This is a genomic window from Paenibacillus sp. 598K (assembly GCF_003851045.1).
Classification (GTDB): domain Bacteria; phylum Bacillota; class Bacilli; order Paenibacillales; family Paenibacillaceae; genus Paenibacillus_D.
In genome coordinates, this window is record NZ_BFBX01000060.1 from 20,896 (window position 1) to 34,152 (window position 13,257).

Genomic DNA, 13,257 nt, shown 5'->3' on the forward strand with positions numbered 1-13,257 from the left:
GGGTCTGCACCGGGGCGGGCGCCAGCCGGGAGAGGACACCATAAGCTTCGCGCGTCTGGTGTCCCGCCTGCAGGGGCTGGAGCTGTGCGGATTGATGGGGTATTTCGGCACCATCTACCGAGAGTCCTCCGAGCAGGGATTGCGCTCCGCTGTTCAACGCGAAGCCCAATGTATGCGCGAGATGGCTGCGAGTCTGCATGCGGCGGGATTGTCGGCGGAGATTATCAGCACCGGCTCCTCGCCATCGGGGTTGTTCTGCGAGGAGCTGACCGGCGTAACAGAGGTGCGTGCAGGCAACTATGTGTTCTTCGATGCATCAGGCGTCGCCATGGGGCTGGCCCGTGAAGAGGATTGCGCGCTGCGGGTGATTGCCACCGTCGTCAGCACGCCTCTGCCGGGCTATGCGACCATCGATGCGGGGACGAAGACGCTGACCGGCGACAAGGCACATCATCGGGAAGGCTTCGGTATCCTTGTCGGACAGCCAAGTCTTCGCATCGAGTCGCTTAACGAAGAGCATGGGTTCGTGCGCTACTCGCCAGATCAGGCGGAGCTCAAGGTTGGCGACCGGGTAGAGATCATTCCTAACCATGCCTGTGTACTGCCGAATCTATGCGATCGGGTAGCAGGCGTCCGGCAAGGCAAGTTGGCGGAATGGATAGTCATCGATGCACGAGGCTGCGTCGATTAATCGGGGAGGAATGTCATGCAGGATCGACGGGTTATTCAACTGTTGCAGGAGCTTGTCCGGATTCCAAGCATTAACCCGGCGCTGCCGGGAGGCACGGGCGAGGCGGACATCGGCCGGTATGTCCAGACGTTTTGCGAACGGCTCGGATTGCCCTTCGAGGTCCAGGAAGCTGTGGCCGGACGAGACAATGTGATCGTGCGGCTCGATCAGGGAGATCATCTGCCTACGCTGCTGCTCGAAGCGCATATGGATACCGTACAGACGGAGGGTATGACCATCCCGCCCTATGCTGGCGAATGCAGAGATGGCCGGTTGTATGGCCGAGGAGCTTGCGACACCAAGGGCTCGCTCGCGGCGATGCTCGCTGTTGTGGAGAAGCTGCATGCAAGCGGGGAGCCGCTGCCGGTCAATGTTCATGTCGCTGCCGTTGTCGATGAGGAGGTTAATTATCGAGGCGTGGCCGAGCTTGCACGTCGAATCGAGCAAGGAGAGTTGGCCTATGCCGCCGCCATCGTCGGCGAACCGACGGAGCTGCAGATCGTGACCGCGCACAAAGGCGTCATTCGCTTCTATGTCGAGGTTGAGGGAGTAGCGGGGCATAGCTCGGAGCCGGAGCATGCTATTAATGCAATAGAGCAGATGACGGCTGTCATCCGATATGTGAATGAGGAGGCTGCTCGTCTGCGAATAGAGCTTGTACATCCCATGGTTGGGTCCCCTGTGTGCTCGGTCACTCAAATTCACGGCGGGCGCTCACCCAATGTCATCCCCGACCGCTGTCAAATTACCATCGATCGCCGGACGGTTCCGGGTGAAGAGCCGATGGCAGTATGGACGTCGATTCGAGATGATCTGCTGGAGCTCTCGGCACGTACACCGGGACTGCGGCTTGTGGTTCGTGAGCCGTTCATCCTGGACTATGCCATGGAAACGGCTTCGGACCACCCGCTGGTGGATCAGCTCGCTGCCAGAGCGACTCTGCATACGGGAGGCGCGCAGCTGCTGGGAGCCCCTTATTGCAGCGATGCCAGCAAGCTGGTCCGGGTTGGCGTACCGACCGTCGTCTTCGGCCCAGGGAGCATCGCACAGGCTCACACGTCCGACGAGTGGGTGGAGCTGAGACAGGTCGAACAGGCGGTAGACATCATGACCGATCTCATTAGAAGCTGGCAGTCCTAGAAAAAGGAATAGCCGATAAAGCCGCTCTCTTCCGTCAGGAAGAGGGCGGCTTCTGTGCGGTACGCCCAGCATAGGCGTCATCTCTACGTGGAAAGTCTGGAATGGAGGCTGGCAAGCGCCCCTCTATTCGGGGTGTATACGCTTAGGCTCCCAAGGAAGCATTGTATAGCACACTCACTTGTGATATTATTTGATAATGATTATCATTATTATTAAATAAAGGTGGGCTTGACGTTGAAGCAAACGGGACGATGGATGTGGCTGGTCATGGCATTGGCGGTACTGTTGGTAGCAAGCGCCTGTGGACAGTCGGATAAGACAAGCGAATCGAGTGGTGCGAATAAGGGAGCGGGGACAGCGAATACTGCACCGTCTACAGAGGAGGCGGAGACGCCAGCCGCCAATGCGGACGCTGAACCGGCGATGGTCGCTTACCAGTCGGCAGCCGGAGAAGTGATGGTGCCTGCCAATCCAGAGCGGATCGTCGACCTGACGGCGTTTACGACGGGCTATTTTGTAGCGCTCGACGCCCCGGTCGTCGGCGCACTGACCGGAGCGATGAACAACAAGTATATTAAGGACCAGCTTGCGGCTCAAGGTACAGCCGACTTGGGTCAACTGCCAACGGTAGAGCAATTGGTCGAGCTGAAGCCGGATCTGATCCTCGTCTATGCAGGCACAGATGGTATCGACCAATTAGAGAAGGTTGCGCCAGTCGTGCAGATTAACTATGGCGAGCTTCACTTCAAGGACCTGATGCGCGAGTTGGGCAAGCTGACCAATCGCGAAGAGGCTGCTACGACATGGATCGAGCAGTGGGAGACGCGGATCGACGAGCTGAAGCCGCAGGTACAGCAAGCTGTCGGCGATCGTACCGTATCCATCCTTAATCCTTACGCGGGCGGAGTATATGTGTTCGGCCACAACTACGGTCGAGGCGGAGAGATCATCTATGGCGAGTTCGAGCTGAAGGCTCCGCCAAAGCCACAGGCCGAGGCGATCGATAGCGGTACCGGCTTTGCCTCGATCTCGCTGGAGGTGCTGCCAGAGTATGCGGGCGACATCATCTTCACGAGCCGCTGGTCGGGAGATGACAGCGATCCGGCTCTCGTCTATGACAACCCGCTATGGTCATCGTTGCCAGCAGTGAAAAATAATCATGTCTTCCAACTGGACCCCGAATCGGATACGTACAACGATCCGATGTCGCTGGACGGCCAGTTGACCTTCATCGCCGATAGCTTGCTGGCGGACTAGTAGATTGCCCTATAATTACATGCAAAAGTACATTTATTTGCGACGAAACAAGATGGAAACAAGTAAATAAATGCAAATGCGCACTTAAATGAGGCGGATTTGCCTGAAGATATGACTTTTCCCAAAAACAACTGCACTTTTGCATTAAAATCTCGATTGGACGCGCTTTGGAGCATAAATAGAGGCATTATTGCTGTTAAGCAAGAGCGTGCCCGACATGGTCGGACTGAGCGTACTCCTCCGGCTCTGCAAGGTCCCGGATATGGCGGGTGGGACTGGGGCAGGATCAATCGCCTGGAGCACTGCGAAGCGAGCGGGTCGTGATCCTGTCTGGACCGATAGGACAGGATGTGCTGCAACAATCTGCGAGCATAGAATAACCAAGGGCTTGGTCCGCATGTGGACCAAGCCCTTGGTTTGTGGTTGAGCAAGCATGGTTAGCCTCAATCAACGATAAGAGCACCAACCGCGACAAAAACGACATTGTTGCTCTGGTCCTTGGCGGTCTTGGATCTGTGCAGCCGACCTATCGATCTGTAGCGACGAACAGCTTGGAGCCGACCCGATCTCGCAGGATGAACTGGATGACAAACATCTGCAGCACGAGCAGGCAGGCCATCGCCAGCAGGATCGCCGGGAACGGCACGCCCCAGCCGACGGCGGTCGTCGTGAGCGCCCCGCCGATCGCGCCGGAGAGGAAGTTCGTCATGCTGAATACCCCCATCCCCGAACCAAGACGCTCCTTGGGCAACAGCAGCGAGACGAGCTTGGACATCGCGGACTGGATGAAGACAAAGCCGATGTTGGGCAGGATAAGCGCGGCCGCCACGATCCATCCGCCAGCCCAGGACAGCGAAGCGAGCAGCACGAAACCGCTAATCATCAACAGGGCCGCCATCAGCAGGATCGGGATGCTGCCGAACCGGTCGGTCCAGCGGCCGCCAATTCGACCCATGAATCCTGCCGCCATCGCTGACGGGAACAGCACCAAGCCGATCTGCGCCGCGTCCAAGTGGAACATCGATTCCAGCATGAGCGGCATGAGCAGCATCAGGCTAAAGCCGGTCATCGAGGAGAGGACCATCGCCATGATGGCGATGCGATACGGTCCCTCGGTGAACAGCGATAGTGCGATGAACGGATCGCGCACGCGACGGCTGCGCATTAGGAACAAGAGGATCAGGATGACGAAGCTCGCGCCGCAGATAGCGCTCTGTACGCTGCCCAAGCTCGTAATGGTCAACATCAGCGTCGCTACCGCGGCAGCGAGCAGACCTGCGCCGATCGTATCGATCGTCCCGGGCTGACGCTGTTCGTCCGGCAAGGCGCGGCGCAGGAAAGGCAGCACGAGCAGCGTGCCTAGCGACAGCAGGAATAGATATTTCCAATGCAGCGCGCCTGTGACGAAGCCGCCGATGATCGGCCCGATGCCAGCGGACAGGGCGATAAAGGAGGCGATCAGCCCGAGCACGGCGCCGCGCCGCTCCGGCGGGAAGTAGCGAGCCGGGATGAGCATCGCCAGCGCCGGGATCGAAGAGGCCCCTGCCGACTGCAGCAGTCGACCGGCGAGCAGCCATCCATAGCCTTCGGACAGGAAGCCGAGGATCGAGCCTGCGGCGAACAGCAGGATGCCGATCGTCATCAGTCGTTTCAGCGGGAACAGGTCAGCCAGCTTGCCGTACATCAGCGAGCCGATCGCATAGATCATCGAGTAGCCGGTCATGACCCAGCCGGCCAGTCCCGGCGCAATCTCCAGATCGCCTGAGATTTCGGGCAGCGCCACATTAAATACCGTAACATTCATGACGGAGAACAGCAGCAGACAGCCGAGCAGATAGACGATGGCATTACCTGGCTGCTTGCTTGGTTCCGATTTCCCGTTCAGGGTCGGTTTTGCTTGCGTCGTACTTTTGTTCATCGTTCGTCAGCTCCTCCTCTGCGATGCAACTCCTCGCACACATTGCTCAGCATGCGCTGCAACAGCGAGATCAGCATCTCGTACTCGTCATCGGTCATACCTTTGCGGCTCACCCCGACGAGCGACCGCAGCCGCTCGCGCACATACGGTATCACAGCGTGGCCAGCCTCTGTCAGGTATAGCTGATTGCATCGCTGATCCGCCAGGGACGCTACCCGCTTAACGTAGCCCTCCGCCTCCAGCTTGTTGATCGCCTTGGCCGTCGTCGTCTTGTCGATGAGCAGCGCCTCGCTAAGCCCCTTTTGCGTGATGCCCTCATGGTCGGAGATCGTCGTCAGGAAGATGTATTGTCCGCTGCCGATCCGGTAGGGCTTCATCTCCTCAGCGATCAGGATCTGCAGATGCCGATAGATCCCGGACACGTACTTGCCCGCCGACGGTGGCGATTGTTCGCATGACGAACTGCCGTTGGCATACGGCTGCGACGCCAGGGGTTCCTTTTCATTCTCCATCATAATCTGCTCCTCTGCTTGCGCTTGCCGGCCTGCCAAAATAGCTCCACGTGGAACAATTGGCGAAGATAGCATGCTATTGCAACTAATTCTGTTGTTCATCTTATCGGATATAGGAGGTTATTGCAACTAATTTTTTCGGGGCAAGTCCCTAACTCACAGGTTTCAGGATCGAGGATATCTCTAGCCATCTAAGCGCTTCGCCCTGGGTCCAGAAATCTTCGCCACGGGACCCCAGTTTTCGTGCTAGAATAATAGCATTGGCATCTTATTATCTACTATTGGAGGCGCTTGCGGATGGAGGAACAGAGCTTGAATCGGGAAGGGTATTTCGGAGAGTTCGGAGGCAGCTTCGTGCCGCCTGAGCTGCAGGAGGTCATGGACTACCTGACTGCACAGTTCAACAAGTTCAAGGAAGACCCGGAGTTCCAGGAGGAGCTGGCTTATTACCTGCGCGATTATGTGGGGCGGCAGAGCCCGCTGACATACGCGGAGCGGCTGACGGACGCTTGGGGCGGACCCAAGATCTACCTGAAGCGCGAAGACCTCAACCATACAGGCGCGCATAAGATTAACAACGCGATCGGCCAGATCCTGCTCGCCAAGCGGATGGGCGCGAAGCGAATCATCGCCGAGACGGGTGCCGGCCAGCACGGCGTCGCTACAGCGACTGCCTGCGCGATGTTCAACATGGAGTGCGTCATCTACATGGGGGCGGAGGACACGCGCCGTCAGGCGCTTAACGTGTTCCGCATGGAGTTGCTGGGCGCCACGGTCGTCCCGGTCGATAAGGGCCAGGGCCGCTTGAAGGATGCCGTGGACGAGGCGCTCGGCGATCTGGTCCAAAACTACAAAAACACGTTTTACTTGCTCGGCTCTGCGGTCGGACCGCATCCGTTCCCCACGATGGTCAAGCACTTCCAGTCCGTCATCAGCGAGGAGTCGAAGCGCCAGATCGTCGAGAAGGAAGGCCGTCTGCCGGATGCCGTCATCGCTTGCGCGGGCGGCGGCAGCAACGCGATTGGCGCTTTCGCGCACTATCTCGACGAGCCGAGTGTCCGGCTGATCGGCGTCGAGCCGGATCAGGCGCCTACGCTCTCCGAGGGTGTCCCGGGCACAATCCACGGCTTCAAATGCCTGGTGCTGCTGGACGAGCATGGAGAGCCGCGCAAGACGTATTCGATCGCGGCAGGGCTCGACTATCCCGGCATCGGACCGGAGCATAGCCATCTGAAGGTGACAGGCCGCGCCGAGTATGCGACGGTCACCAACGAAGAAGTGCTGGCGGCGTTCCAGGAGCTGTCCCGCACCGAGGGTATCATCCCGGCGCTGGAGAGCGCGCACGCGGTCGCCTACGCCAAGAAGCTGGCCCCGTCGATGACGCGCGACCAGCTCGTCATCATCAACCTGTCGGGCCGCGGCGACAAGGACGTTGAGCAAGTATTCCATATGCTGAAGGGCTAGCAGCGCCGGGCAGCATACGAACCATTGTCTCAACGCAAGATCACTGACGCAAAGGAACAGCGGGCAGCATGAGGACAAGCAACAGTGAACGATAGAGCACAGCGAGCGAAGCGCCACGCAACAGTGAAGGTGCCGGTGCCGTGAGATAAGCGCCCCGCAATGCGATTTGGGCAAACGCGCCCTGCTCGACGCACTGGCGTTTTTGTCCTCTCGCGCCTGCGGTCCCGCCGCCACGCACACCAGCTCTGCCTATACCCATTTTTACAGCCCTACGACTCGCCTTTCGCGAGTTGTAGGGCTGTTGGCGCATGTTGGGTCGCTCCAAGCGGGGAGGATGGCGATATTAGGGGATCGTATGTTCTCTATTTAGGGCTATGGTACGAGCGACGCGGTTGCGGGTACTTGGTATAATATGACCTAGAAAGATGCAGGACCAACGCTTCGCTTGAGTAGAGAGGAGTAGAGTGATGAACGCATTGACCGAATCCATCGTCGATTCGCTGGCGCCTAACAGCGCTGCTGCCAAGAACGGCCGCGATCTGGTGAAAAAAAACAAGCTGACCAAGCTACATAAGTCGGAGGATGAGACGCTGCTGTTCGGCGAATGCGCGGGCAGCGGGGCTTCGGCCTACAGCTGCTCAGCGGACTTCAAGGATGGCGAAACGCCGCTCGTCCGCTGCAACTGCCCGAGTCGTCAGTTCCCGTGCAAGCACGGACTGGCGCTGCTGTATGCTTATGCGGGGGGCGCCGAGTTCACGGTCGCCGAGGTGCCTGCCGAGCTGGAGGCCAAGCGCGAGAAGGCCGAGAAGCGCTCCGCTCGCAAAGCTGCGCAGGAGGAGACGGCCGTAGGCGTAGAGGCGCCAGCCAAGCCCAAGAAGGTGAACAAGGCGGCCTGGGTCAAGAAGATCCAGGCCCAACTCGAAGGGCTCGAGCTGCTGGAGAAGCTGACGCAGTCGCTCATCCGCAGCGGTCTCGGGACGGCCGACAAGCGCGTCGTCACCCAGCTCCGAGAGGGCGTCAAGTCGCTCGGCAACAGCTATCTGCCCGGCGCGCAAAATGAGCTGCGCGGTCTGGCGCTGGCGCTCGAGCGAGCGTCCAAGCAGCCCGATGCGCAGGAGCAGCTCTACAGCTCGGCGGTCGAGCAGCTGCTGCGCATCCACGCCCTGATCCGCAAAGGCCGTCCCTATCTCGAGGCCAAGCTGCAGGACCCTGAGCTGCAACCGGATGTGGAGACGGCAATCGAGGAATGGCTCGGCCACGCCTGGCAGCTGTCGGAGCTGCAGGCGCATGGGCTCGTCCGCACCGAGCGAGAGCTGCTCCAGCTGGCCTTCGCGAGCTATGACGACCCGGCGCGGGCAGAGTATGTCGATGTCGGCTACTGGGTGGAGCTGGGCAGCGGCGAGGTGCACCGCACATTGAACTATCGCCCCTACAAGGCCGCCAAGCATATCCGGGCCGAGGACAGCAACGACCGGCTCGTCCGGGCAGGCGAGCTGTATGTATACCCGGGTACGTGGAATCGCCGGGTCCGCATGGAGCAGACGGCATCGTCGCCGGCGGGCTCGCGCGAGCTGCAGCTGGCCCGCCAGTCGGCGGAGACATCGGTCGCCGAGGCGGTCAAAAAGGTGCGCGGCGAGCTGAAGGACCCGCTCGGCAACAAGAGTCCGGTGTTGCTGCTGCATGTCGCCTCCGTGCTGGCGACGGCGGACGGGCAGCCGGTGTTGGTCGATGGAGCAGGGGGCAAGCTGCAGCTGGCCGATATTCCGGGCTGGCAGCCGACGACGCAGCTGCTGCGTCTGCTGCCTGTCTCCGAACTTCAGGATGCGGTGCTCGTGCTGATGTTCCGCCATGTGCCGGAGCGGCAGCGTCTGGAGGCGCAGCCGCTGGCCGTGATCCATGCGTCGCGCATCACTCGTCTGTGGTAGCTGAGAGACACGCGCGTTACTCTCAGATTGAATATAGGTTGCATTATGATCATACAGGAGGTCTACGACTATGAGCGTCGTCTTATTAAAGGAGCTCTATACCGAGGTGTCGCGACTGTATATCGCCGGGAGCGATCTGGCGGCGGGCGACTTCCGCCTCAAGCGCCTCGTGCCCGGTCTGCTCCAGGCCGGAGAGAAGGCGCCGGTCTTCAAGCGGCTCGGCGAAGCCGCCCAGGCGCTGACGGAGCCGACGGCCGGGGAGGATCGCGCGTCCGCCGCGCAGCTGCAGGAGCTGACGCTGCTGCTCAGCTCGGTGCTGCATACGCAGGGCGGTTATGCGCCGGAGGGCGAACTGAGGGAGCTGGACAGCCTGCCGGTGCAACTGCCGACGGATCAGTCTTACCGACGTCTATCCGAGGTGATCGACGCGCTGGGGACGACGGGCGGCGGGCGTCATGAGATCGTCGTCCAGGCGTTCGAGGATGGCCTGTTCCGCGATCTGCGGCTCGTCCAGCCGGCGATTCGCGCCTTGAAAGACCCGTATGCCGAGCTCGCCGATTATGCCTGCGACGTCATCCTGCCTGCCTACGGCCGCGCCATCCTGCCGCTACTGCGGGAGCACTTCGATCCATCCGGCGGCAAGGGCGATGCCCGGGCGGTCGAGGTGCTGGCCAAGCTGGCGGAGACCGCCGAGGAGTGGGCCGAGGTATATGCGGCCGCCGATGGCGGCTCGGCGGCGGTGCGGGAAGCGGCCATCCCGATGCTGGCGGGACGGCCGGAGTATGAGGAGGCGCTGCTCCGCTGGATCGAAGACGGCAAAAAGGCGATCCGCGCCGTCGCCTACGTTGCGCTCGCCGAGAGCGGCAGCGAGCAGGCGAGTCGCAGGCTGTACGAGGCGATGAGTGAGGCCGATGCGAGCCTGGCGGCGGATGCGCTGTACTTTGCCGAGCAGCACCCGCTCGCGCCGCAGCTCGCCCGTGATGCCCTGGCGCTGCTGGAGGAGGCGTTGACCGCAGACGGCAAGCTGAAGAGCGGCGATGCGTCCAAGCAGGCCGCTGCGCTGCAGCAGCGGCTGCCCTTGTACTGGCGGGCGATGTATGGCAAGGATTCGGAGGAGAAGCGGGCGCTCGTACACCGGCTGCTCGATGCGGGGCCGCAGCTGCACAAGCTGAATCTGGAAAATCTGCTGCATGAGGCTGCTCAAGCTGCCGGCGCTTCTCCTTCGCCGGAGCTGCTCGCCAAGCTGCGCCGACTCGAGAAGGTGCATGCCAGCTATCTCTACCACGCGTATGAGATGGCTGGCGCGCTGTTGTCGCCGGCTGAGGTGTACGACGCCTTTGCCAGCTACGATCGTGGCGCCTATAAGGACGAATTGGTCGATCTGATGGAGAATGAGCTGGCCCGGTCCAACTGGCAGGAGGTCGAGCGCACCTGGGAAGGGGCTCCGGGCTACGAGTACGTGACGAAGATGCTGTCGGAGTCGGAGATGGTCGCCCGTTACGATCGGCGCTGGCTGCCGTGGGCGCTCGCCCGCAAGGCGACGAAGCTGGTCGCGATGCTCGTCTCCAAGACCTACGCTCGCACCCCTGAGGAGATAGAGGCTGTGCAGATCGCCGAGACCTTCCTGCTGGGAGAGATGGAGAAGGCCTTCAAGGACTTCCAGGACGACTTCGTCGTCGTATGGGAAGGTCTGCGACGCTGCGGGGCCGACCCGGCGATTAGTCGGGAAGCGATGCTGCGCGGGTTGGAGAAGCGCAAGCGTCTGCGTTACCACCTGAACAATAGCGTGTTCTACGAGCTGAAGAAGCTGCCTGCCGACTACCGTGAGCGCCTGGAGGCCTTGCGGCAGCAGGCCGGTCATGAGGCGGCGCAGCAGCTGCAGATCATCATCGAATCTATGAGCGAGGTGCAAGCATAATGACAATGGACCAACAGAGCTTGGAGGAGGTGCTGCGCCAGCCAGCCGAGCTGCTGTATCGCCACGAGCTGGAGGCGCTGAAGGCAGCCGATACCGGCAAGGTGCCGGCAGGCTGGCAGATGTCGCCGCAGTCCGTGCTGACCTTCATCACCGGCGGGGAGGCCGGCGGCGTGAAGATCACGCCCAAGTATATTGGCAACAAGCGGCTCGTCGAGATGGCGATCGCGACGCTGGTGACGGACCGGGCGCTGCTGTTGATCGGCGAGCCGGGCACCGCCAAGTCGTGGCTGTCGGAAAATCTGACCGCGGCTATCTACGGAAATTCCGGGCTGGTCGTACAAGGGACTGCGGGCACGACCGAGGAGCAGGTGCGGTATTCGTGGAACTATGCGATGCTGCTGGCGAACGGACCGACGCCGGAGGCGCTGGTCAAGAGTCCGATCATGCGGGCGATGGAGGCGGGCGGGATCGCGCGGTTCGAGGAGATCTCGCGCTGCGCCTCGGAGGTGCAGGATGCGCTCATCTCCATCCTCTCCGAGAAGACGATCTCGATCGCCGAGCTGGGCCGAGAGATGAACGCTCGCAAAGGCTTCTCCATCATCGCCACGGCCAATACGCGCGATCGCGGGGTCAATGACATGTCGGCGGCGCTCAAACGGCGCTTCAACATCATCGTCCTGCCAGCGCCGTCCGATCTGGAGACGGAGATCGAGATCGTCCGCAAGCGCGTCGGCGAGATCGCGGCGCAGTACGATCTGCAGGCGGCGGTGCCGGGCGAGGAGGCGCTGCGCAAGGTCGTCACCATCTTCCGCGAGCTGCGCAGCGGCATGTCGCTGGATCAAAAGGAGAAGATCAAGTCGCCAGGGGGCGCGATCTCGACGGCGGAGGCGATCTCGCTGCTCACCGGCAGCATGGCGCTCGCAGCCAGCTTCGGCGACGGCGAGCTGCGCGACGCTGACCTCGCGGCAGGCCTGCAGGGCGCTGTCGTCAAGGACGACGACAAGGATCGGCTCGTCTGGCAGGAGTATCTCACCAACATCATGAAGAAGCGCGGCGAAGCGTGGCGAGGACTGTACAACGCCTGTCAGGAGCTTAATTCATGAGCAGCGCCGCTGCCGCAGGCATCCAGGTCTTCGGCATCCGGCATCTGTCGCCGGGCGGCGCATGGCATCTGCTGCGCGAGCTGGATCGGGTCCAGCCGACCATCGTACTCGTGGAGGGGCCGTCCGACGCGACCGATGAGATCCGTCATCTGGTGCGTCGCGACACGCAGCCGCCTGTGGCCATCCTCGCTTATACCGAGCAGGTGCCGGTGCGGACGGTGCTGTGGCCGTTCGCCTCGTATTCGCCCGAATATGCGGCGCTCCAGTGGGCGGACCGGCACGGCGCAGAGGCGGCCTTCATCGATCTGCCGTCTGGCGTGACGCTGGCGCTGGATCGCGAAGCGGAACGCCAGGCGGAGCAGGGGCGGTCGACTGCGCCTGACGAGGCGGAAGGGGGCGGCGCGTCAGGGGATGGTGCAGCGACGGAAGGCAGGCCGTCCGGCGAGCCGCGGGCTGACGTCCATACACCGGATGCTGGCTATACGGAGGCGGAGCGGCCTGGTGCGGGAGCCAGCGAGACTGCGCTCGGCGCCGACGGTGTCCAGGATGAGCCGCAGTCGACGGGTCCGTCTGCCGACGTGGCTGATGACGGCGCTGGCGGCGGCGTGCCCGCCACAGGCGCTACGTCTCCGGCCGCCGGTGCGGACGCTTCTGGGGCTGCTCCCTCGGCTGCTCCTGCGTCCGATCCGACGTCTTCCCCAGACGATGGCGCCCCCGAGGAGGGCGAGGCCGGGCTGTATGCGCGGATCGCCGCCGCTGCGGGCGAGCCGGATTACGATACGTACTGGGAGCGTCACTACGAGCACAACCTGTCGCCGGATGCGTACCGGCTGGCGATCCGGGCGTTCTCCAGCTCGCTGCGCGAGCTGACGGTCGATGGCGAGCGCCGCCGCTCGGCGCGCGCATTCGCCCATAATGCGGTGCGAGAGAGCTATATGAAGCGCGCCATCCTGGCTGCGCTGGACGCCGGTCACGAGCCTGGACGGATCTTCGTCGTCTGCGGCGCCTACCATGCGGATGCGCTGGAGACGACCGAGGGGGCGATGACCGACGACGAGCTGGCGCGCCTGCCGCAGGTCGCCGCGCGGCGGACGCTGATGCCTTTTTCGTACTACCGACTGTCGTCGCTGTCGGGCTACGGCGCGGGCAATCACGTGCCCGGCTACTACGAGGCGATGTGGCAGGCGATGCAGCGCGGGCAGCTCCAGCAGCTGCCGTACAGCTATCTGGCCGGAGTGGCGTCTAGGCTGCGGGAGAGCGGGACGTTCCGCTCGACGGCCGAGGTGATCG

Annotated in this window: 10 protein-coding genes; 8 read left to right on the forward strand and 2 right to left on the reverse strand. The window is 62.0% G+C overall.

Annotated elements, in window-relative coordinates; translation table 11 throughout:
* The 3 genes from PA598K_RS17905 to PA598K_RS17915 all read left to right on the forward strand — a co-directional run.
* The coding region (locus PA598K_RS17905; RefSeq protein ID WP_185602075.1) for an alanine racemase at positions 1 to 691 on the forward strand (691 nt) is incomplete at its 5' end.
* A gap of 15 nt (positions 692 to 706) precedes the next feature.
* Positions 707 to 1,870, forward strand: coding sequence for a M20 family metallopeptidase (locus PA598K_RS17910; protein WP_128658279.1), 1,164 nt, complete (start codon positions 707 to 709; stop codon positions 1,868 to 1,870).
* Between the two features lie 234 nt (positions 1,871 to 2,104).
* Positions 2,105 to 3,127 carry an ABC transporter substrate-binding protein gene (locus PA598K_RS17915; protein WP_128658280.1) on the forward strand — a complete coding sequence of 341 codons (1,023 nt, stop codon included), beginning with the start codon at positions 2,105 to 2,107 and terminating at the stop codon, positions 3,125 to 3,127.
* A gap of 526 nt (positions 3,128 to 3,653) precedes the next feature.
* Here the strand turns inward: PA598K_RS17915 and PA598K_RS17920 are convergent.
* Together PA598K_RS17920 and PA598K_RS17925 are read right to left on the reverse strand one after the other, a co-directional pair.
* Positions 3,654 to 5,045: an MFS transporter gene (locus PA598K_RS17920; protein ID WP_128658281.1), complete on the reverse strand. Its 1,392-nt coding sequence runs from the start codon at positions 5,043 to 5,045 to the stop codon at positions 3,654 to 3,656.
* Entirely contained in the window at positions 5,042 to 5,560 is a 519-nt protein-coding gene (locus tag PA598K_RS17925; protein WP_260405474.1) for a MarR family winged helix-turn-helix transcriptional regulator, read from the reverse strand. The genes PA598K_RS17920 and PA598K_RS17925 overlap by 4 nt, the downstream gene beginning before the upstream one ends.
* Positions 5,561 to 5,854: 294 nt before the next feature.
* Here PA598K_RS17925 and trpB point away from each other — a divergent pair, with 294 nt between their 5' ends.
* The 5 genes from trpB to PA598K_RS37350 all read left to right on the forward strand — a co-directional run.
* A complete protein-coding gene (trpB, locus tag PA598K_RS17930; protein ID WP_128658282.1) occupies positions 5,855 to 7,021 on the forward strand; it encodes a tryptophan synthase subunit beta in 1,167 nt (388 codons plus the stop codon).
* Positions 7,022 to 7,488: 467 nt separating this feature from the next.
* Positions 7,489 to 8,946 (forward strand): SWIM zinc finger family protein, encoded by a 1,458-nt coding sequence (locus PA598K_RS17935; protein WP_128658283.1) that lies wholly within the window; start codon positions 7,489 to 7,491, stop codon positions 8,944 to 8,946.
* A gap of 70 nt (positions 8,947 to 9,016) precedes the next feature.
* Entirely contained in the window at positions 9,017 to 10,864 is a 1,848-nt protein-coding gene (locus tag PA598K_RS17940) for a hypothetical protein (protein WP_128658284.1), read from the forward strand.
* On the forward strand, positions 10,864 to 11,967 hold the full coding sequence (locus PA598K_RS17945) for an ATP-binding protein (RefSeq protein WP_128658285.1): 1,104 nt from the start codon (positions 10,864 to 10,866) through the stop codon (positions 11,965 to 11,967). Before PA598K_RS17940 ends, PA598K_RS17945 begins: the two co-directional genes overlap by 1 nt.
* The coding region (locus PA598K_RS37350; protein ID WP_221414150.1) for a DUF5682 family protein at positions 11,964 to 13,257 on the forward strand (1,294 nt) is incomplete at its 3' end. The genes PA598K_RS17945 and PA598K_RS37350, both read left to right, overlap by 4 nt.